20 protein-coding genes are annotated in these 21,215 nt (G+C 61.6%); 14 read left to right on the top strand and 6 right to left on the bottom strand.

All coding sequences use genetic code 11. From position 1 onward, the window contains the following. The first annotated feature begins 16 nt into the window (after window positions 1-16). Window positions 17-1,498, top strand: coding sequence for an NAD-dependent succinate-semialdehyde dehydrogenase (locus GA0061102_RS25050; protein ID WP_092854227.1), 1,482 nt, complete (start codon window positions 17-19; stop codon window positions 1,496-1,498). 8 nt (window positions 1,499-1,506) lie between these two features. Here the strand turns inward: GA0061102_RS25050 and GA0061102_RS25055 are convergent, their stop codons facing one another. Continuing rightward, window positions 1,507-2,253, bottom strand: a complete 747-nt coding sequence (locus GA0061102_RS25055; RefSeq protein WP_245298132.1) for a metallophosphoesterase — start codon at window positions 2,251-2,253, stop codon at window positions 1,507-1,509. Between the two features lie 414 nt (window positions 2,254-2,667). Between GA0061102_RS25055 and copD the strand changes: the two genes are divergently transcribed. Continuing rightward, window positions 2,668-3,552 carry a copper homeostasis membrane protein CopD gene (gene copD, locus GA0061102_RS25060; RefSeq protein WP_092854229.1) on the top strand — a complete coding sequence of 295 codons (885 nt, stop codon included), beginning with the start codon at window positions 2,668-2,670 and terminating at the stop codon, window positions 3,550-3,552. Between the two features lie 20 nt (window positions 3,553-3,572). Here the strand turns inward: copD and GA0061102_RS25065 are convergent, their stop codons facing one another. Both GA0061102_RS25065 and GA0061102_RS25070 read right to left on the bottom strand, forming a co-directional pair. Next, window positions 3,573-4,343, bottom strand: coding sequence for a TIM barrel protein (locus tag GA0061102_RS25065; RefSeq protein WP_092854231.1), 771 nt, complete (start codon window positions 4,341-4,343; stop codon window positions 3,573-3,575). Window positions 4,344-4,404: 61 nt separating this feature from the next. Further along, on the bottom strand, window positions 4,405-5,352 hold the full coding sequence (locus GA0061102_RS25070; protein WP_092854233.1) for a helix-turn-helix domain-containing protein: 948 nt from the start codon (window positions 5,350-5,352) through the stop codon (window positions 4,405-4,407). Between the two features lie 86 nt (window positions 5,353-5,438). On the opposite strand from GA0061102_RS25070, the gene GA0061102_RS25075 reads away from it, so the two are divergent. The 5 genes from GA0061102_RS25075 to GA0061102_RS25095 all read left to right on the top strand — a co-directional run bounded on the left by GA0061102_RS25075 (window position 5,439) and on the right by GA0061102_RS25095 (window position 11,682). Next, window positions 5,439-6,713 carry an ABC transporter substrate-binding protein gene (locus GA0061102_RS25075; protein WP_092854235.1) on the top strand — a complete coding sequence of 425 codons (1,275 nt, stop codon included), beginning with the start codon at window positions 5,439-5,441 and terminating at the stop codon, window positions 6,711-6,713. A 113-nt stretch (window positions 6,714-6,826) separates the two neighbouring features. Further along, window positions 6,827-7,687 (top strand): carbohydrate ABC transporter permease, encoded by an 861-nt coding sequence (locus tag GA0061102_RS25080; RefSeq protein WP_092854237.1) that lies wholly within the window; start codon window positions 6,827-6,829, stop codon window positions 7,685-7,687. Then, window positions 7,684-8,520 (top strand): carbohydrate ABC transporter permease, encoded by an 837-nt coding sequence (locus tag GA0061102_RS25085; protein ID WP_092854239.1) that lies wholly within the window; start codon window positions 7,684-7,686, stop codon window positions 8,518-8,520. Before GA0061102_RS25080 ends, GA0061102_RS25085 begins: the two co-directional genes overlap by 4 nt. 15 nt (window positions 8,521-8,535) lie before the next feature. Further along, window positions 8,536-9,624, top strand: coding sequence for an ABC transporter ATP-binding protein (locus GA0061102_RS25090; RefSeq protein WP_092854241.1), 1,089 nt, complete (start codon window positions 8,536-8,538; stop codon window positions 9,622-9,624). A 54-nt stretch (window positions 9,625-9,678) separates the two neighbouring features. After that, window positions 9,679-11,682 (top strand): aldo/keto reductase, encoded by a 2,004-nt coding sequence (locus GA0061102_RS25095; RefSeq protein ID WP_092854243.1) that lies wholly within the window; start codon window positions 9,679-9,681, stop codon window positions 11,680-11,682. A gap of 107 nt (window positions 11,683-11,789) precedes the next feature. Here the strand turns inward: GA0061102_RS25095 and GA0061102_RS25100 are convergent, their stop codons facing one another. Then, complete coding sequence (locus GA0061102_RS25100; protein ID WP_092854312.1) at window positions 11,790-12,323, bottom strand: methylated-DNA--[protein]-cysteine S-methyltransferase; 534 nt, start codon at window positions 12,321-12,323, stop codon at window positions 11,790-11,792. Between the two features lie 254 nt (window positions 12,324-12,577). Between GA0061102_RS25100 and GA0061102_RS25105 the strand changes: the two genes are divergently transcribed. Continuing rightward, the gene (locus GA0061102_RS25105) at window positions 12,578-12,913 is read left to right on the top strand and encodes a DUF6665 family protein (RefSeq protein WP_092854245.1); all 336 of its coding nucleotides are present in this window, start codon (window positions 12,578-12,580) and stop codon (window positions 12,911-12,913) included. A 3-nt stretch (window positions 12,914-12,916) separates the two neighbouring features. On the opposite strand, the gene GA0061102_RS25110 is transcribed toward GA0061102_RS25105, so the two are convergent. Continuing rightward, window positions 12,917-14,119 carry an ROK family transcriptional regulator gene (locus GA0061102_RS25110; protein ID WP_092854247.1) on the bottom strand — a complete coding sequence of 401 codons (1,203 nt, stop codon included), beginning with the start codon at window positions 14,117-14,119 and terminating at the stop codon, window positions 12,917-12,919. Between the two features lie 224 nt (window positions 14,120-14,343). Between GA0061102_RS25110 and GA0061102_RS25115 the strand changes: the two genes are divergently transcribed. The 6 genes from GA0061102_RS25115 (at window position 14,344) to GA0061102_RS25140 (ending at window position 20,505) form a co-directional block, all read left to right on the top strand. Continuing rightward, entirely contained in the window at window positions 14,344-15,582 is a 1,239-nt protein-coding gene (locus GA0061102_RS25115; RefSeq protein ID WP_092854249.1) for an extracellular solute-binding protein, read from the top strand. 183 nt (window positions 15,583-15,765) lie between these two features. Next, window positions 15,766-16,650: a carbohydrate ABC transporter permease gene (locus tag GA0061102_RS25120; protein ID WP_092854251.1), complete on the top strand. Its 885-nt coding sequence runs from the start codon at window positions 15,766-15,768 to the stop codon at window positions 16,648-16,650. Continuing rightward, on the top strand, window positions 16,650-17,495 hold the full coding sequence (locus tag GA0061102_RS25125; RefSeq protein ID WP_092854253.1) for a carbohydrate ABC transporter permease: 846 nt from the start codon (window positions 16,650-16,652) through the stop codon (window positions 17,493-17,495). Before GA0061102_RS25120 ends, GA0061102_RS25125 begins: the two co-directional genes overlap by 1 nt. Beyond that, the gene (locus tag GA0061102_RS25130) at window positions 17,492-18,514 is read left to right on the top strand and encodes an SIS domain-containing protein (RefSeq protein WP_092854255.1); all 1,023 of its coding nucleotides are present in this window, start codon (window positions 17,492-17,494) and stop codon (window positions 18,512-18,514) included. Before GA0061102_RS25125 ends, GA0061102_RS25130 begins: the two co-directional genes overlap by 4 nt. After that, window positions 18,515-19,444 (top strand): PfkB family carbohydrate kinase, encoded by a 930-nt coding sequence (locus GA0061102_RS25135; protein WP_092854257.1) that lies wholly within the window; start codon window positions 18,515-18,517, stop codon window positions 19,442-19,444. Beyond that, window positions 19,441-20,505 (top strand): ABC transporter ATP-binding protein, encoded by a 1,065-nt coding sequence (locus GA0061102_RS25140; RefSeq protein WP_092854259.1) that lies wholly within the window; start codon window positions 19,441-19,443, stop codon window positions 20,503-20,505. The genes GA0061102_RS25135 and GA0061102_RS25140 overlap by 4 nt, the downstream gene beginning before the upstream one ends. Window positions 20,506-20,535: 30 nt before the next feature. Here GA0061102_RS25140 and GA0061102_RS25145 read toward each other — a convergent pair whose 3' ends face one another. Continuing rightward, window positions 20,536-21,174, bottom strand: coding sequence for a class I SAM-dependent methyltransferase (locus tag GA0061102_RS25145; RefSeq protein WP_092854261.1), 639 nt, complete (start codon window positions 21,172-21,174; stop codon window positions 20,536-20,538). Window positions 21,175-21,215 lie beyond the last annotated feature (41 nt).

Here is a 21,215-nt window from a genome sequence, read left to right on the forward strand (position 1 = left end):
TGTCGGAGTGCATACGATGTCCTTTACGACTGCAATGACCAAGCATGTCCCCTTCTCCTCGCGGTTCCTACGCGATGCCGGCTATATCAACGGCGTCTGGACGGCAGGCGGCGCGACCAAGACCTTCGATGTCATCAACCCCGCCACGGGTGAGGTGCTTGCCAGCCTCCCCGACATGGGAGCCGCCGAAACGACGGCTGCGATCGACGCCGCCTATGCGGCGCAGGCGGCCTGGGCCGGTCGTCCCGCCAAGGAACGTGCCGTCATCCTGCGCAAATGGTTCGACCTGATGGTTGCCAATGCCGATGAGCTGGCCAACATCCTGACGGCCGAGATGGGCAAGCCGCTGCCGGAAGCGAGAGGCGAAATCCTGTACGCCGCCTCCTATGTCGAATGGTATGCAGAAGAGGCCAAGCGCATCTATGGCGAAACCATACCCGCGCCGTCCAACGACAAGCGCATGGTCGTCATCAAGCAACCGGTGGGCGTCGTCGGCACGATCACGCCCTGGAATTTTCCGGCTGCGATGATAACCCGCAAGATCGCCCCGGCGCTCGCTGTCGGCTGCACCGTCGTCTCGAAGCCGGCCGAACAGACGCCGCTAACGGCGATCGCGCTTGCCGTCCTTGCCGAAGAGGCAGGCATTCCGGCCGGCATCTTCAACGTCATCGTCGGCACCGATGGCCCGGCGATCGGCCGCGAGCTCTGCGGCAACCCGAAGGTACGCAAGATCAGCTTCACCGGCTCGACCGAGGTCGGCCGTATCCTGATGCGCCAGTGCGCCGACCAGATCAAGAAGGTCAGCCTCGAACTCGGCGGCAATGCACCCTTCATCGTCTTCGACGATGCCGATCTCGATGCCGCCGTCGAAGGAGCATTGGCTTCGAAATACCGCAATGCCGGCCAGACCTGCGTCTGTGCCAACCGCATCTATGTCCAGTCCAACGTCTATGATGCCTTCGCCGCCAAGCTCGCGGCCAAGGTATCGGCGCTTTCGGTCGGAGACGGCTTCAAGCCGGGTGTGACCATCGGGCCGCTGATCGACGAGCAGGGGGTCGCCAAGGCGGAAGACCATGTTCGGGATGCCGTGTCGAAGGGCGCCCGGATCCTGCTCGGCGGCAAGCGCATCGAAGGTGCCGGCACCTTCTTCGCGCCGACCATTCTGACCGGCATCGACCGGACGATGAAGGTCGCCCGCGAGGAGACCTTCGGCCCGGTCGCGCCGCTCTTCCGGTTCGAAACGGTCGAGGATGTCATCGCTCAGGCAAACGACACGGAATTCGGCCTTGCCGCCTACTTCTTTGCCGGCGATCTGAAGAAGGTCTGGCGGGTAGCCGAGGCGCTTGAATACGGCATGGTCGGCATCAATACCGGCATAATGTCGGCAGAGACGGCGCCTTTCGGCGGAATCAAGCAATCCGGCCTCGGCCGCGAAGGCTCGCGCCACGGTGCCGACGACTATCTGGAAATGAAATATCTCTGTATGGGCAATCTATAGCCGGCAAATCAAGTCGACGTGATGTGAACGCGACCCTGCCATAGCCGGGCCGCGCTCAATCGACCGGTGTGAAAAGCGCCGGTATCGAGATTGAGCCGCAGACCGCTGACTTCGGCCTGCCGGATCGGCGTATGGCCGTGCACGATCAGCTTCGGCAGCGGTTGCGCACTGTCGTAGAAACGCGAGCGAATGAAGACAAGGTCGTCGTCCTGCTGATCGGCGATCGAGCGATCCGGATCGATGCCAGCATGGACGAACAAGGCTTGCGGCGTATCGAGCATGATCGGCAAGCGGCGCAGGAAATTGATGTGATCGTCAGGTAGCCAGGTTCGCAGGAACGTGTCGAGTTTCTTCTCGCTCGGATATTGTTGTCGCAGTGTCAGGATATCCGCGCCATAAGAAGCAAGAGTGGCATCGCCTCCGAGCGCTACCCAATCATCCAGCGATATCTCTCCATCGATATAGGCAAGCATTTCCATTTCATGATTGCCGGTCAGGCAAATGCGATCGAAACCGTTTGGCGGCGATGCCATCAGCCGGCCGACGACCTGCGCCGAGGCAGGGCCGCGATCGATGTAATCTCCCAGCATGATGATGAGTTTGCGCCCAGGAAGCCCGGCGGCATCGGCGACGATCCTGCGTTCCAGCGCGCTCAGGAGATCGTAGCGGCCATGCACGTCGCCGATGACATAGGTGGGCACATCGAGATGCTCGAGCCGCTCGCGAAGCCGACGATGGCCGAAACCATGAGCCATCTTTTCGTGTATCCTAGCTGCCGACATCAAATTCCCTTTCGAGCATACATCCCGAAACGCCTCAACGATCTCTGTAAAAGGACTCAAAAGCGACGATTCTTTGCCGAACGACAGGAATCGACGCAGGTGACCGGTGTCGCGATCGGCAAAAGCCTGCGGCACCGGATTGCCTTGCGGCAAAGCGCCCCGAACGGCGCCTTTATGCATGGAGAAAGTTGACAGGGCGTATCCGCAATTCTATCGCGCTTGACAAGCTGGCGGGAGAATCTTTGATCAGTTTGGATCGTAAGCCGGGCCTATATACCTATTGTTTCGGCTTTGAGCCCTGTCTGCGCGGACGTCAGGCCCGAACGGACCAAATCCTAACGGGGAGCTTCACCTTTATGACAGCCGTAACTTGATCGTGAAGCCTTGATGGACCCGACGACAGCGCTCGAACTCTGCCGCTTTCTTCATGACGCATCGCTGATGCTGCTGTGGGGTGCCTGCGCCTATCTTTCCTTTCTGGTGCCCAGGGCACTTGCGGATATCGTCTGGCGCATGTCCGCAATGCCGTTTTTCCTGATCGCGGTGATCGGCGCCTTGGCGATACTGATATCCCTTCCGGCGGCAACGGCCATCATCGGCAATGGCTGGAGCGATGCGCTCGATTTCGGCACTGTGCGTGACGTCCTGTTCGATACGACCGTCGGTCAGGCCTGGCAGGCACAGGCGGTTGCAGCGACTATGATGATCTGTGCTTTCCTGCTGCCGGAAAGCCGACGTCGTCTCGGGCTGGCATTGGCGTCCGGCGTCGGGCTTGCGGCCCTCTCCCTGACCGGCCATGCCTCCATGCTGGAAGGCTGGTTGCGCCAGGCCCATCGCACCAATGATATCTTCCACGTCCTGACGGGCGGCGGCTGGCTGGGCGCTCTGGTGCCGCTGATCCCGATTTTGCGGCTTCTGAGCCGACCCGAATGCCGGGTGGATGCGGGGCTGGCACTGCGCCGATTCTCGAAAGTCGGGCACTGGGCCGTTGCCCTCGTCATTCTCTCCGGCATCGTCAACATGCTGCTGATCCTGAAACGCCTGCCGACGGACTGGTCTTCGTCCTACCAGAAACTGCTTGCAATCAAGATCGCGCTGGTCGCCGGCATGGCGCTTCTGGCGATCGTCAATCGCTATGTCTTCGTGCCCTGGATCGGTCGCAATCCGAGCCGCGCCCTGCAGGCGCTCCGGCTGGGGAGCTTTGCCGAAATCGTCATCGGCATTGTCGTGATCGGACTGGTTGCCGTGTTCGGCACGCTGGAGCCGGTCTAGGTTACCGGCCACCCGAAGGCCTAGCCGCCGAGCGACTTGATCCCCGCGCGGACGGCAGCGGCATCGCTGGTCGCCGGCCTGTATTCCAGGCCTACCCTGCCGCGATAGCCTTGAGCGAAAAGCCAATCCAGTCGTTCCCGCAGGTCCACCTGACCTGTGCCGGGATCGCCGCGGCCGGGATGATCTGCGGTATGCAGATGCACGATCCGGTCGACCCTATCACCGACGACCTGCTGCGTGTTCTCGCCCATCACGGCCGAATGATAGAGATCATAGACGATGCCGATTTCCGGGCGGCCGACTTCATCGACGATATCCAGGCCTTCCGCCGTCGAAGACAGATAGTAGCCGACATGATCGATTTTGGTGTTCAGCGGTTCGAGGCCGAGCCGAACGCCGGATCCCTCGAGGATATCGGCGCCGGCGCAAAGGGCGGCTACGAGGGAGGCCCGCTGCTCGGCACGCGAAAACCCCGGTAGATCATCCCCGGCCTGCGCAATCAAAACCGACGCGCCGAGACGCTGCGCCACGGCGACGGACTCGCGCAGACCCTTCAGCCAAACCTCTTTGTTTGCCGGATTCGTCAGCGCGATCATCGGCTCCGCGACGAAGCCGGACACTGCAATGCCGGTCTCGGCAACGGCCGCGGCGATCGCATCGAGATCCTTGTTCCTCCAATGCCAGAATTCGACGGCATCGAGCCCTGCCTCGTGCGCCCGCCGAATGCGATCTGCGAAAGCGTCGCCGTCGCGCGCAAACAACCACTCGATACAAGCCGAAAACTGACGCATTGAAATCTCCTCCCGCATTTTGATCAGCAATGCTTGGGATCGGCAGCAACCGCAAGAGGTCTCAACGCTGAATCTGCGAGGGGCGCCTGATGGACGACTCGAGGGCTTCCACATTCATTGCGGAAAGCACGCGCATGTCGCGGCGGAAATCGGAAGGCGTCATGCCGGCAATGTGGCGGAAGGATTTGTTGAAGGCGCTGATCGAGCCGAAACCGCTGTCCATGGCGACCTGAAGCACGTTGGCCCCATCCCGCATCAACATCGCCTGGGCACGCGAAAGGCGCAGCAGGTTTACATATTTGGCCAGCGTCATGCCTGTCGATTTCTTGAAGAGGTTCATGGCGTATTTCGGATGAAGATGCGCCGCCTTGGCGATATCGACCGTATCGATATCGTCCAGAAAATTTTCGGCAATGAAATCGCACATTCTCGCCAGGCTGCGCGAGGATTGCGGATGGGCGTGTTCGTTCGCAAGGCTTCCCTGCTTTTCCGGCACCATGCGATAGGGCTCGAAGGCGATCCGCTCCAGGCGCAAGAGAAGTTCGGCGACGGCGTGCTCGGCCTTGGCTCCGTCATCGGACATGACATAGCGGTGCCACCGGGCGAAATTCTCGTCATCGGCGGCATCTGTTGCCGAGCTTATCAGGGTCTGCCCGCGAATGAGGCGGCCGGAAATATCGAGCGGCAGCCGCAAGCGGAAGAAATGCACGAGCGGCAGATGCGCGCCCGCGTAGATCGCATCGTCGGACAATTCATCCAACTGGTGCGGCTGGCCGCCCCAGAAGAGGCAGATCTGACCCGCCCTCAGATGCAGCTCATGATCACCTATTTGGTAATGCACGCTGCCGCGCACGATGTAGTTCACTTCCACCTGCGCGTGCCAATGGGGCTTCGCCATCGGCAACGGATGGGAGTAGAACATCTGCAGGATTGTCGGGAGCCCTTCGACGCTGCTTGCGCCTGGCTGATAGACCGCCCGTTCACCTACCTTACTTTTCGCCAAGTCGATGTTCCCTTTTTAGGAGACAGAAGCGTACCGACAGCTAGTTTAAGCGCGTTCGCTTGCGGACAGCAATTGAAAAGGGAGGATTTTCAATGCGTTTAAAACTTGCTGGAGCGACGGCGCTTGCCGCCTTACTCGCTTCCGGTTCTGCCTTTGCGGAACAAACCACCATTACGGTCTGGAGCTGGAACATCGCCGCGTCGGCGCTGAAATCCACGGTCGAGGGGTTCAATAAGAAATATCCCGACATCAAGGTCGATGTGCAGGACATCGGCAACCCACAGGTCTTCGACAAGATGCTGGCCGCTTGCGCTGCCGGCGGCGACGGTCTGCCCGACGTCATGTCGATCGAAAACCACAAAGCATCGATCTTCTGGAACCGCTTTCCGGACTGCCTGACCGACCTGACGAAGCTCGGCTATAACGACAGCCTCAAGAAGCAGTTCCCGGACTTCAAGCGCGCGGAACTCGAAGTTGGCGCCGCAGCCTATGCGATGCCATGGGATTCCGGCCCGGTCACCATGTTCTATCGCCGCGATCTCTATGAAAAGGCAGGCGTCGATCCGGCAACGATCAAGACTTGGGACGATTTCATCGCCGCCGGCAAGAAGATCTCCGCGGCCAATCCCGGTGTCGTCATGACGCAGGCCGATCTCAACGGCGACACAGAATGGTTCCGCATGCTCGCCAACGAACAAGGCTGCGGCTATTTTTCGAGTGACAGCCAGAGCATCACCGTCAACCAGCCCGGCTGTGTCAAAGCGCTGGACAAGGTGAAGGGGATCAAGGACGCGGGCCTGATGACCGCGGCGAACTGGAACGAGAAAATCCAGGCGAACACTGCAAGCAAGGTGGCATCGCAGCTCTATGGCGGCTGGTATGAAGGCACCGTCCGCTCCACCTCGCCGGATCTCGCCGGCAAATGGGGCGTCTATCCGATGCCGAGCATGACGGCCGACGGTCCGCACGCAGCCAATCTCGGCGGTTCGTCGCTCGCAATCGCCAGCGGCTCCAAGCACAAGGAAGCCGCCTGGAAGTACCTCGAATACACGCTTGGCACCAATGAGGGCCAGGTGACCATGCTGAAGTCCTTCGGGCTCGTGCCGTCGCTTCTGACTGCGGTCCAAGATCCCTTCGTCAACCAGCCGCAGCCCTATTGGGGTGGGCAAAAGGTCTGGGCCGATATCCTCGCCACCCTGCCGAAAATCCACCCGAGCCCCGGCACGCCGTACTTCAGCGACGCTGACGAAGTCATCAAGGCGGTACAGACGAAGTACCTCGCCGGTGGATATCCGAACGGCAAGGCAGCGCTTGACGACGCGGCCCAGCAGATCGCTTCGGCGACGGGCCTGCCGCTCGCGAAATGAGTGACACTGCCGGGCGCGCATCCCAAGCCGCGCTCGGCATCCCCGCCGCCCTCAGGGCGGCGGGGATGCGATGTCACGCATCATTTCACTGCGCATAAAGTGAGGAGGCTTTCATGCGGTTGCGAAACCGGAGCGCTTATGCGTTCCTTGCACCCTATCTTCTGGTGTTCGCCGCTTTCTGGGTCTGGCCGATCATTGATTCGTTCCTGATTTCGTTCCAGAACACCCGGGTTAATCCGTGGGTTTTCAATCTGTCGCTCAATTGGGGGCGCCTGTTCGGCGACCCGGCCTTCTACAACGCGCTGCAAAACACGCTGATCATCCTGATCGTCCAGGTCCCCGTCATGATCACGCTCGCCACGGTCATGGCGGTGCTGCTGAATTCACCGCTGTTGAAGGCCCGTGGCATTTTTCGCTTCGCTTTCTTCGCACCCGTCGTCGTTGGCGAGGTGGCGTATGCCGCTGTCTTCCGCCTGATGTTCAACGTCGATTTCGGCATCGTCAACAAACTGCTCGGTACGGTCGGCTTCGCACCGGTGTCGTGGTTCGCGGAATCGCATGCCGCCATGGTGCTCATCATCATCGCCGTCACCTGGCGCTGGGCGGGTTATAACGCCATCATCATCCTGTCCGGGCTGCAATCGATCCCCGAGGATGTTTACGAGGCTGCCACCCTCGACCGCGTCAACCGCTTCCAGCAGTTCATCCATATCACCCTGCCGCTGTTGAAGCCGATCATTCTGTTCTGCGTCGTCCTGTCCGTCATCGGCACCATGCAGCTCTTCACCGAACCATATCTGATCACAAACAGAGGTGGCCCCGGCGGCGGGACGGAGACGCTCGGCCTGCTGCTCTATCGCCAGGCCTTCCAGTCGACCAACTTCGGCTATGCCTCGGCGGTCGCCTACACGATGGCGGCGCTCGCGGTAGCCATCTCTCTCCTCAATCTCTGGGTGGGGCGCGAACCGAAATGAAATCGAAGTCCAAATCCAATCTGATCCGCTCGATCGCGCTGCACGGCCTGCTGGTGCCGCTCGCCATCATCTGGCTGTTTCCGCTCTGGATGATGTTCGTCTTCTCGACCATGCCCGATTACGGCATTTTCAGCCCTGGCATCATCCTGACACCGTCGACAGGTTTCATGGACAACGTCCGGAACCTGCAGGCCGACACTAACTTCATCGGTGCTATGACGATCTCCATTGTCGTTGCCGTCGTCTATACCTTCCTGTCGGTGCTGTTGACCTCAATGGCCGGATGGGCTCTGGCGCGCTACCAGTTCGCCGGCCGTTCGGGCGTCATCGGCATCATCCTCGGCACGATCACGCTACCCTACTCCGTCGTCGTCATCCCGCAGTTCATCATGGTGGCGCGCGATTTCGGGCTGGCCAATTCATGGGTCGCCCTGATCGTACCGCCACTATTCAACTCACTCGGCGTGCTGTTCATGCGCCAGGCCTTCTCGATGATGCCGGGCGAGCTCTTTGACGCCGCTCGCGTGGAGGGCGTCAAGGAATGGCAGATCTTCCTGCGCATCGCCCTGCCGCTCGCAAGGCCGACCATGGCGGCGCTCGCCATCATCCTGTTCCTGGCTTCCTGGAACAACTATCTCTGGCCACTGCTCATCAACTCCCGGCCGGGAATGATGACGGCACCCGTCGCGCTCGGGACGCTGATCGGCCTCACCAGGGTCTCCTGGGGCGGCATCATGGCCGGCGCCGTGATGCTGACAGCGCCGATCCTCGTCGTCTTCGTTCTCCTGCAACGCCACTTCATCGCCGGCATTGCTGCCGGCGCAGTCAAATAATTCCGGGAGATCCGTATGGCTGAACTATCCCTTACCAATATCGTCAAACGCTACGGTTCACTGGAAATCGTCCACGGCGCCAATCTCGACGTGAAGGATGGCGAGTTCGTCGTCTTCGTCGGCCCCTCGGGATGCGGCAAGTCCACGCTGCTGCGCATGATCGCCGGGCTGGAGGATATCTCCGGCGGCGAACTCAAGATCGGCGGCCGGGTGGTCAATGATATGGAACCGGCCGACCGCGGCATCGCCATGGTCTTCCAGTCCTATGCCCTGTATCCGCATCTGACGGTCGAGCAGAACCTCAATTTTGGCCTGCGCATGAACGGCAACCCCAAGGCCGATACCGACCGCCGCGTCAAACAAGCGGCCGAGATCCTGCAGATCACGGAGCTGATGCAGCGCCGGCCGAAGCAGCTCTCCGGCGGTCAGCGCCAGCGCGTTGCCATCGGCCGCGCCATCGTGCGCGAGCCGCAGATCTTCCTGTTCGACGAGCCGCTCTCCAACCTCGATGCCGAACTGCGCGTGCAGATGCGTGTCGAAATCTCACGCCTGCACAAGAAGCTCGGCACGACGATGATCTATGTCACGCACGATCAGACGGAAGCCATGACGCTTGCTGACAAGATCGTGGTGCTGCGCAGCGGCAATATCGAGCAGGTGGGCGCGCCGCTCGATCTCTATGACGACCCGGCCAACCAGTTCGTCGCCGGCTTCGTCGGCTCTCCGAAGATGAACTTCCTGCGCGCCGAAATCGTCGACAACCAGGCTGGTCGCATCGGAGTTGTCCTTCGCGACCAGCGTAACGTCGGCCTGTCGCTGCCGATCACGGCAGGCGGGGTCGAAATCGGCGAGCATGTGACGCTCGGCATTCGCCCCGAACATTTCCTCGAAGCCGGACGAGGCGATGCCGATTTGACCGTCGATGTCGATGTCGCCGAGCATCTCGGCAATACCAGCTACATCTACGCCAATATCGCCGGCGGCGAGCAGATCGTCATCGAACGCGAAGAGTCCCGCACCACGGGCAACAGCGACAAGCTCACCGTGGCGCTATCAGCGGCCAAGACATTCCTGTTCGACAGCGCCGGCAACCGATTGCGGTAGGCGTTGTCCTTATCCCTCCCAAGACAGCATGCAGATTTAGGAAAGGACCATATCATGACTACCGATACATCCATCCGCTGGGGCATCATCGGCCCCGGCCGGATCGCGCAGACTTTTGCCGATGGTATCGCTCATTCCCGCAGCGGCAAGCTGGTGGCTATCGCCAGCCGTAACCCCGACAAGCCGGGCCTTGGCGACGGCTTCCCGGGTGCGCGCATCGTCAACGGTTACGAGGCTCTGCTCGCCGACAAGGAAATCGACGCCGTTTATATCGCCACACCGCATACCGGCCATGCCGAATGGGCGATCAAGGCAATCCGCGCTAGCAAGCATGTGCTTGTCGAAAAGCCGATCGCGCTTTCTGCCTTCGATGCCGAGGCCATCTACTACGAAGCGAAGAAGGCTGGAGTTTTCGCCGGCGAAGCCTTCATGTATCGCGTCCACCCGCAGACGGCGAAGCTGATCGAGCTCATCAAGAGCGGCGCAATCGGCGATCTGCGCATCATCCGCTCCTCCTTCGGCTTCAACATGGGTACGGTAAAGGCGGAACACCGGTTGTTTGCCAATGACATGGCCGGCGGCGGCATTCTCGATGTCGGCGGCTATCCGGTTTCGATGGCGCGCCTGATCGCGGGCGCCGCCGACGGCAAGCCGTTCCTCGATCCCGACAAGGTGTCGGGCGTCGGCCATCTCGGCCAGACCGGCGTCGACGAATGGGCCTCCGCCGTCCTGAAATTCCCGAACGAGATCATCGCCGAAGTGTCCTGCTCGATCATGGCAAATCAGGACAACACGCTGCGCATCATCGGCTCGGAAGGCCGTATCGAAGTCGCGGACTTCTGGTTCGCCTCCGGCCACAAAGGCGGCGTCGGCAAGATCGAACTCATCAAGGGTGGCGAAACCCAGACCATCGAGGTCAAGGAGGAGCGCTGGCTCTATTCCTTCGAAGTCGATGCTGCGGGCGACGCCATCCGGGCTGGCAGCCAGGAATTCGGCTATCCCGGCATCGGCTGGGCGGATTCGATCGGCAATCTCAGGGTTCTCGATCAATGGCGAGCCTCGATCGGCCTCGAATATGGTGTCGAGAAGGCAACGCACCGGACGAAGAACATCGCCGGCGCGACCGTTATCAAGGGCAGCAGCATCCCGAAGCGCAGCATTCCGGGTATAACCAAGCCGGCATCGCTCGTCACCCTCGGCTTCGAGTTCTTCCCGAACTTCGCCGCCGCCTCGCTGACGCTGGACGCCTTTTATGAAGCCGGCGGCAATGCCTTCGACACGGCCTATGTCTATAGCGGTGGCAAGACGGAGAGCATCTTCGGCGATTGGCACACCAGCCGCAACGTGCCGCGCGAGGATATCGTCCTCATCGGCAAGGGCGCTCATTCGCCGCTTTGCTACCCTGACATGATCGCCAAACAGCTCGACCAGTCGCTTAACCGCCTGAAGACCGACTATGTCGATATCTACTTCATGCATCGCGACAATACCGGCGTTCCGGTCGGCGAATTCGTTGATGCCATGGATGCAGAGGTGAAGGCCGGCCGCATCCGCGGCATCTTCGGCGGCTCGAACTGGACGCGCGCCCGCTTCGACGAGGCAATCGCATATGCTGAGAAAAACGGCAAGACGGCGCCATCAGCACTTTCCAACAACTTCTCACTGGCGGAAATGCTCGATCCGATCTGGGCCGGATGCGTGGCGGCCTCCGACGATGAATGGAAGGCCTGGCTCAATGCCAAGCAGATCCCCAACTTCGCCTGGTCAAGCCAGGGCCGCGGCTTCTTCACCGACCGCGCCGGCCGCGACAAGCGCGATGACGAGGAATTGGTCCGCGTCTGGTATTCCGATCGCAATTTCGGCCGCCGCGACAGGGCGATCGAACTGGCGCAGAAACTCGGCCGCAACCCGATCCACATAGCGCTTGCCTATGTCGTCGCCCAGCCGTTCCCGGTCATCCCGCTGATCGGCCCGCGCACCGTCGCCGAACTGGAAGACAGCCTCTCGGCGCTAGACATCAAGCTGACGCCCGAACAGGTGAAGTGGCTCGAAGGCTGAAGCGAAGCGGCCTGCAGCTGAGCTTGAGCACATGAACAGGAACGGCCCACCCGGCATCCGGATGGGCCGTTTTCTTTATGGCTATGCCGACAACTGCCCCGGTATGATCAGGCGGCGAAATCGAAGGTCTTCGCCTCCGCTCCTTCGAGCCGCAGCAGATAGGCCTTGCGCGCGAGACCGCCCGCGAATCCGCGCAGTTCGCCGGTAGATCCGATAACCCGATGGCAAGGGGCGATGATCGAGATAGGATTACGGCCATTGGCGGCGCCGACAGCCCGCACCGCCTTCAGCGCGCCGATCTCAGTCGCAATCTGCCTGTAGGTGCGCGTCTCGCCGAAGGGAATGGCCAGCAATGCGCGCCAGACTTTTTTCTGAAACTCCGTTCCGGCAAAGTCGAGCGGCAAATCGAAGGCCTGTCGTTTGCCGGCGAAATATTCCAGAAGCTGCCGTTCGGCTTCCAGCAGGACCGGATGACTTTCGTCTTCGGCGACGATCGACAGCGGCACGCGGCCTGGCCGATCGTTGTCCCAGAGGATCGCGGCCAGGCCATCATCGCTGCTGACGAGCTTGAGCGCGCCAACGGGCGAGTTCATGATCCGATATACATAGTGCTTTCCGTCATATCCCGGAGCTTTGGTCATGCCGATATCCTTTCCTTGAATTGCGCTCTCTGTCTTGGGCAAGATTGCCTTCGATGAAGCGCTTGTGACCGCATAGGACCCGAAATACCCGGCCTCCAGCCACCCGAAAAGAGACATTGGACGATGAAATCCAGCGATTTCGAATGCGTGTGCCCCGGTTCGCGTTGAACAGATGCGGCATACTCACGCTTTGGAAACCGGCTGGAGTTGTGTAAAGCCAAGACAGGACAGATCATCACCATGCGGAGCCAGAGATGACAGTTCGCCCGCCACGCAATTTCAATCCGTCGCTAGTGACTGAGGCCGGCCTCGGGATTCTCGAATACGAGATGATGTCGGAGCGCGCCAGCACGCTCGGCCATCACGGCCTGAAGGTAGAGGCGGCGATTGCGGCGCTGCGGGACGGCGAGGTAAAAGGCAGGCAAGGCGTCGAGCACGAACGGCTGGTCGATATCGCCGCCGAAGCTGTCTGGGCGATGTTCATCCATCGCGAGATCTGCGGCCTGCGCAACAGCCGCGACGTCATTCAGCGGTATGACATCCCGAACAAAGTGCTCGCGCGCCTCGGCGCCAGCCCCCGTCATCCCTGACATTCAGGATTTCAGGATCGCCGAGAAACGCGGATCGAAAGCGTGGCCGATCGGTTCCACCGCCGCTCCGCGCGCCACAGCCCAAGGGTCGGTCATGCCGAGCTGCAGGCGCGGCAGAGGCCGGTCTGTGCGATCGGCATTGGACGGCAACAATGGCTGCATGGCGTCGATCAACCGCGTCGCGAGAGCCGCCGGCGCTCCGCCGCATAGAATCACAGTCTGCGGATCGAAGACGGTTTCGATGAGATGCACGGCCCAGCGCAGGTCGATCGCCGCCTTTTCGATCCAGGCGACGATCTCCGGATCGTCGGCGGCTGAGCGTTTGTCGATCAGCGAATAGATGTCAGGCGCCATCGGATCGACACCCAGATGCTCATAAAGCGAGGCAAGCGAGGCGCGATGTTCGAGCTGCGTCAGCCTGCCGCCAGCCGTGAGCAGCGCCATACCGATTTCGCCGGCATTGCCACGGGCGCCGCTATAAAGTTCGCCACCAAGGATCAGCCCGGCGCCAATACCATAGCCGACATAGAGACAGACCGCGTGATCGAGCCCGTGGGCAGCGCCAACCATGCGCTCGGCGGTTGCGCAGGCAGCGGCGTCGTTCTGCAGCGTGACGTTGAGGCCAGTGCCGGCGGCTAGCGTCTCCAGCAGGGGAAAGCGCTGCCAGGGACCCATCATCCAGGGATTGTCGTCTGTATCCTGTTCGATGCCGAATGGGCCCGGCATCGCAACGCCGAGCCCGACGAGGCGCTTCTCCGCCTGCGCGGTACGCTGTTTGAGTTCGCTGCGGACGCTCTCTACGAGCTGCAGCACCACAGGGGTGCCGGTAGCAGGCCCGCCGGCCGGCAGGTTCGCCTCCTTGCGGATCAGCACATTGCCGACGAGATCCACGGCGATGGCACGGGTGATATGACGGTCGATCTGCAGGCCGATCGCGAAGGCGCCTTCCGGCACCAGGCCGTAGGGCGTGGAAGGTTGGCCCCTGCCTCGCCGCACCGTTTCCCTTGAGATGACCAGCCCGTCGTTTTCCAACTCCTCCATGATGTTGGAAACCGTCTGCTTCGTCAGGCGTGTGGCTCGCGCCAAGTCTGCGCGAGAAAGTGCACCATTCAATCGCAGGGCATCGATGATCACCCGCCGGTTATGGGCGCTGGTGCCTTCGTGGTTCGTTCCGCTCGTGGCCCTGATCGGGCGAATATCGTTCATCTGTTTTTGCCTCTTGACACCAATAGAATATTGAAGAACAAATTAGTCAAGACAATTGACTTAAAAGAAACCACAGAGTTTCATGAGGGAACGCAGGGGCTTTCGGGCTCCGAAGACGCTCCGATCAAGGCCGGCGGCCCAGCCGGCTGCCTGTTCGACACCCGATGGCGACATCCAGCCGCCGTTGGAAAAATCGCGTGACTGTCAAAAAACTGGAGGATGGAATGTTGAAATCATTGAACAAGACATTGCTCGGCGCAACGCTGATCGGCGTAACCTTCGCCTCGCATGCCTTCGCCGAAACGACGATCAATGCCCTCTTCATGGCGCAGGCTGCCTATAGCGAAGCCGATGTCCGCGCGATGACGGATGCCTTCACCAAGGCCAATCCGGACGTGAAGGTCAATCTCGAATTCGTTCCCTATGAGGGCCTTCACGACAAGACCGTGCTGGCGCAGGGTTCCGGCGGCGGCTACGACGTGGTGCTGTTTGACGTGATCTGGCCGGCCGAATACGCGACCAACAAGGTTCTTGTCGACGTGTCCTCGCGCATCTCCGACGACACGAAGAAGAGCGTGCTCCCCGGCGCCTGGACGACGGTCCAGTATGACGGCAAGTATTATGGCATGCCGTGGATCCTCGACACCAAGTACCTGTTCTACAACAAGGAACTCCTGGAAAAGGCCGGCATCAAGACGCCGCCAAAGACCTGGGACGAACTGAACGAGCAGGCGAAGACCATCAAGGACAAGGGCCTTCTCGCGACCCCGATCGCCTGGAGTTGGTCGCAGGCCGAAGCCGCGATCTGCGATTATGCCACACTCGTCAGCGCCTATAAGGGCGACTTCATCAAGGACGGCAAACCGAATTTCCAGACCGGCGGCGGCCTCGATGCCCTGAAATACATGGTATCCAGCTACAAGTCCGGCCTCACCAATCCGAACTCCAAGGAATTTCTCGAGGAGGATGTCCGCAAGGTCTTCGAAAACGGTGACGCCGCCTTCGCGCTGAACTGGACCTACATGTACAACATGGCCAACGACCCGAAGGACAGCAAGGTTGCCGGCAAGGTCGGCGTCGTGCCGGCACCGGGCGTCGCCGGCAAGAGCGAGGCTTCGGCCGTCAACGGCTCGATGGGCCTCGGCATCACCTCTGCCAGCAAGCATCCGGATGAAGCCTGGAAGTACATCAGCTACATGACCTCGCAGGCAACGCAGAACCAGTATGCCAAGCTCAGCCTGCCGATCTGGGCATCGTCCTACGGCGATCCGGCGGTGACAAAGGGCCAGGAAGAACTGATCGCGGCCGCAAAGGTGGGCCTCGCCGCCATGTATCCGCGTCCGACGACGCCGAAATATCAGGAACTGTCGACAGCACTTCAGCAGGCGATCCAGGAATCGTTGCTCGGCCAGTCTTCGCCGGAAGATGCACTGAAGTCGGCTGCCCAAAACAGCGGTCTCTGATAGTCTTACCGGGCGGCGCTAGAGCGGATGATTTTAGATCTATTCGACCTAGAATCTGAATCCGGTCTAGCATCGGAAAAAGAGAGCATGATGTCGACCGAAAACCGATCACACTTTTCGGCATCATGCTCTAATCGCCGCCCGCCTCTTACCCTCCATGACGAATGAAAGAAGGGGCCTGCCATGTCCGGCACCTCGATGACTACTCGCGCCTGGTTTTTGATGTTGCCGCTGCTTGTGGTGATGGTCGCCGTCATCGGCTGGCCTCTCGTCGATACGGTCGGCCTTTCATTCACGGATGCAAAGCTTGTGGGAACCGGCGGCAATTTCGTCGGCATCGACAATTACGCAAAGATGCTGACGAACTCCAACTTCCAACGGACTCTGATCACCACAGCCTGGTTCGCGATCGTCTCCGTTGCCGCCGAAATGATACTCGGCGTGCTTGCCGCACTGCTGCTGAACCAGGAGTTCAAGGGCCGCGGTGTGTTGCGCGCGCTGATGATCCTGCCTTGGGCGCTGCCGACCGTTGTCAATGCCACATTGTGGCGGCTGATCTACAATCCGGAATACGGTGCTCTCAACGCAGCCCTCACCCAGCTCGGCCTGCTCGACGCCTACCGCTCCTGGCTCGGCGAACCGGGAACGGCGCTGACGGCGCTCATCGTCGCCGATTGCTGGAAGAATTTTCCGCTCGTCGCGCTGATCGCGCTTGCCGCGCTCCAGGCCGTGCCGCGCGACATCACCGCCGCATCGCTCGTGGACGGCGCGGGACCCTTCAAGCGTTTCCGCTTCGTGATCCTTCCCTATCTCGTGGGACCGCTGATGGTGGCGCTGGTGTTGCGTACCATCGAGGCCTTCAAGGTCTTCGACATCATCTGGGTCATGACGCGCGGCGGCCCGGCAAACAGCACGCGCACGCTGTCCATCCTCGTCTATCAGGAGGCCTTCTCCTTCCAGCGAGCGGGATCCGGCGCGTCGCTCGCCCTTATCGTCACGCTCTTGGTCACGGTGCTCGCCGCCGCCTATGCCGCCCTTGTCCGCAAAACCACAGGGAGTGCAACCTGATGGAACGCAAGAGCCTGCTCTTTACCTGCTTCATCTATGTCTGCGCCATCCTGCTCGCCGTCATCATCCTGGCGCCGATCGCCTGGCTCTTCATCATGAGCATTTCGCCGGCTGCCGATCTTGCCGCCAAGCCTCTGCGCTGGTGGCCGCAGACGGCCGACTTCTCGCGCTACAAGGTGCTGCTGTCGACGCTGGAAAACAGCGAGGGCGCCGCCTTTACCTCGTCGCTGCGCAACAGCATCGAAGTGGCCGGCATGGCGACGATCGCCGCCATCGCCCTCGCCATCCCGGCCGGCTGGGCCGTGTCGCGCACGCCGTCCGTGGGATGGTCGCTCTCTATGGTCATCGCCACTTATATGCTGCCGCCGGTGGCGCTGGCCGTGCCGCTCTACATGGGCCTCGCCTATCTCGGCCTGCTCAACAATGTCTTCGGCCTGGCACTCGTCTACCTGACGATCCTGGCACCGTTTACGACCTGGCTGATGAAATCCGGCTTCGATTCCATCCCAAAGGAGATCGAGGCTGCGGCGATGATCGACGGTGCCGGGCTGTTCCAGACGCTGAAGATCATCACGCTGCCGCTTGCCATGCCGGTGATGGCGACCTCGGCGCTCTTCGCCTTCCTGCTTGCATGGGATGAATTCTTCTATGCGCTGCTCTTCACTTCCGACCAGCGCGCAAAGACCCTCACTGTCGCCATCGCCGATCTGGCCGGCGGCCGTGTCTCGGACTACGGACTGATCGCGACTGCCGGGGTGCTAGCCGCCCTGCCCCCGGTGCTGATCGGCCTTGTCATGCAACGCGCCCTGATCTCGGGCCTGACCAATGGCGGCGTCAAGGGATGAACATGACCAAAGAGAAAACACGCCCCGCCGGCCTTGCCGCCATCGACCGCGAAATGGCCCGCCAGCACACAGATGCAATTGCGTCCTTCGAGGCTGCAGCCGATATGGCCGCCAAGGCCGCCGCCTCGCTGAAGCGCACCGGCAGGCTGCTGCTGCTCGGCATGGGCGGCTCCCACGCCGTCAACCGCGCCGTCGAGCCGCTCTATCGCGCTGCCGGCATCGATGCGATCGCGCTGCCGCTTTCCGAACAGCTCGGCCAGCCGCTGTCCCTGGAGGGACGCACGATTTTCATGACCTCGCAGTCAGGCGAAAGCGCTGAAGTGCTGCGCTGGTTCAACGAGACGGGCGGCACGGCCGATACCTTCGGCCTGACGCTGGAGGGCACTTCTTTTCTTGCCAGGACCGCTCCCTCGCTCGTCGGCGCCGGCGGCACCGAGCTTGCCTTTGCCGCAACCCGCAGCCTCACCGTCAGCTTCGCGCTGCATCTTGCGATCTTCGCGGCTCTCGGGCAGGAGCCGGCCCGCGCCCTGGCGGTGCTTCGTGCGCCTGAGACACCCGATATCGAGCCGGCTCTCTCGGCTCTCGCCGATGTCGCGACAGTCGTCACGTCAGGCCGCCGGCTGCAGGGCGCCGCCGAGGCACTGGCACTCGGCCTTACCGAACTTTCCCGCCGCCCCTGCTTCTCGCTCGAAGGTGGTCAGTTGCGCCATGGTCCGATGGAAATGCTGGGACCCTCGGTCGGTGTGGTGCTGTTCCGCGGCAATGACGCGACGGCCGACCTCGTGACGGCCATGGCCGTTTCCGCCGTCGAGACGGGTGCGCCTGTGATCATCTTCGATGGTTCCGAAGAGGAAGCGGTTCCCGGCTGCGTCACACTGCGTTTCAAGCCGGAAACCGGTCTTGCTGCCATCTTCCAGATGCTGCCCGTGGCACAATCGCTGATGATCGCCTTCGCCGATGAGCGGGTGGAAAATGCCGGCACGCCGGTGCGCTCCACCAAGATCACCAGGAGCGAATGAATGAGGCCGCTTGCAGTCATCGGCAACGTCAATGTCGACCTGATCCTCGGGCCGGCCGCACCATGGCCTAAGGCCGGCACCGAGATCATCGTCGACCATGACGAGCTGCGCGTCGGCGGCCAGGCGGGCAATAGCGCGCTCACCTGGGAAGGTCTCGGCGTCGATTACGAAATCGCCGCCAATGTCGGCAGCGACCAGTTCGGACGCTGGCTCACCGAGGCATTCGGCGCCCGCAGCAGCAAGTGGCCGGTGCGTCCAGAGGGCACGACGCTCTCGGTCGGTATCACCCATCCCGATGGCGAGCGCACCTTCTTCACCACGCGCGGCCACCTGCCGCGGTTCAACTTCGCCGACGTTCTTGCTGTGCTTGACGGCAATAACCTCGCAGGCGGCTATGCACTGCTCTGCGGCGCCTTCCTGACCGACGATCTCACGCGGGATTACGATGCCCTATTCGACTGGACCGACAAGCATCGGATTACGGTTGCTCTCGATACCGGCTGGCCGCTCGATGGCTGGACTGAGGCGAATTGCGATGCCGTCAGGCACTGGCTTTCCCGCTGTGGTATCGCGCTCATCAACGAGGTCGAAACGACGACGCTTGCCGGCAAGGGCGATCCTGCCGAAGCGGCTCGCGCGCTCCACGCGCTGATGCCAGCTGGTGCCATCTTTGTCGTCAAGCGCGGTCCGGATGGAGCAATCGCCATCGACGCCGACGGCAAGCTCGTTTCGGTCGCAGCGCCACGCGTCACGGTCGTCGATACGATCGGTGCCGGCGATGTCTTCAATGCCGGCTTCCTGGCTGCCCTTGCCCGCGGCGAGCCGCTTGCCACCTGCCTTTCGGCCGGGACTGCGGTCGCCTCCCGCGCCATTTCCACTCTGCCGCGCAGCTACGGCCCGGCCAAAGCATCCGAGGAGGCCGTTCGATGAGCGCGCTCGAAATCCAGAACATCCGCAAGAGCTACAGCGCAGTAGAGACGCTGAAGGGCATCGACATCTCGCTCGAAAGCGGCGAGTTCCTGGTGCTGCTGGGTTCGTCGGGCTGCGGCAAGTCCACGCTCTTGAACATCATCGCCGGGCTTGCCGAGGCAACCAGCGGCGATATCCGCATCGGCGATCGCTCCGTGCTCGGCGTGCATCCCAAGGACCGCGACATCGCCATGGTGTTCCAGTCCTATGCGCTCTATCCAAACCTCTCGGTCCATCGCAACATCGGCTTCGGCCTCGAGATGCGCAAAGTGCCCAAGGCCGAGCGGGACAAGGCGGTGCACGAAGCGGCAAAGCTGCTGCAGATCGAAGCGCTGCTGGAGCGCAAGCCGAGCCAGCTCTCCGGCGGTCAGCGCCAGCGCGTGGCGATCGGCCGGGCGCTCGTGCGCAAGCCGGAGGTCTTCCTGTTCGACGAGCCGCTGTCCAACCTAGACGCCAAGCTACGCATGGAGATGCGCACCGAGCTGAAGCGCCTTCACCAGATGCTGAAGACCACCGTCGTCTACGTAACCCACGACCAGATCGAGGCAATGACACTCGCAACCCGCATTGCCGTGATGCGGGACGGCCGGATCGAGCAGCTCGGCACGCCAGACGAGATCTACAATCATCCGGCAACACTCTATGTCGCGACCTTCGTCGGCGCGCCGCCGATGAATCTGCTGAACGCCACCGCCGATCAGGGTGCCCTGCGTATCGATGGAACATCGATTGCGCTGCCCATCCCCGCGACGAAGGCCGAGATCAAACAGGGGCAGGAACTGATTGTCGGCATCCGGCCGGAAACGATGCGTCTGGACGACCAGGGCAAGCTCGAGGCCATTTGCGAAGTGGCGGAACTGACCGGTCCGGAACTGATCGTGACAGCGCAAGCGGGTTCGCAGCGGCTGATGGCTTGCCTGCCCCCGCGCACGGCGATAGCCACAGGACAGACGCTGAAGCTCGGCTTCGACGCCAATGCGCTGCATCTCTTCGATCGCGCCGCCGGCCGGCGTTGCGAATGAGCCTACAGTGCGTCAAGGATGATCGTCCATTCAACGGCTCAAAGCATCGGACTGGCGGCGCGATGTGCCGTTTGCAATTCGGCGTTCGCGCATCTCGTTCGGCCAACTCGGCGCACGCGTTATCCGGTAGACCGAAGCCGGCGGCAGGTTGAAGAGGGTTCCTCCTATTCTCTCCGACTGCAGGCCGAGGAAATTCAGGACACTTTTCGACACCGGACAGCGAGGGCCATAGGTGAACTGATAAAAAGCACCCGTCGGCCCGAGGCAGCGAAATGCGCCTTGCATGATCTTCACGACCACGCCCGTCGGCATGGACAACACGCCGAGACCGCTCAGGACGGCGCCGGCGCTATCCTCCCGCATGTCGGCGGATGCGGAAAGATCGGCGGCGTTCATCTGCAGCACACGGGCCGAGGGAAAGCGGTGCTTCAGCAGCACGGCAAAGTCCGGATTGAGCTCGACCAGGGTCAGATTGTGTTCCGCCACGCCGCGATTGCGCAACGCATTGGTGAACACGCCGGTGCCGGGACCGAGCTCGATCACCGGTCCGGTCGCAGGTGTAATCTCGCTGGTCATCAGTCTTGCAAGAGCACGGCCCGAGGGCGCAACGGCTGCCGTGCGAAGAGGCGCCATGGCCCATTGGCGCAGGAAAAACAGGCTATCTTTCATAATATCGGTTCATCCCTTGTCGGTTGATTGTTTCCCACAAG

The sequence above is a fragment of the Martinezella miluonensis genome, assembly GCF_900094545.1.
Taxonomy (GTDB): domain Bacteria; phylum Pseudomonadota; class Alphaproteobacteria; order Rhizobiales; family Rhizobiaceae; genus Rhizobium; species Rhizobium miluonense.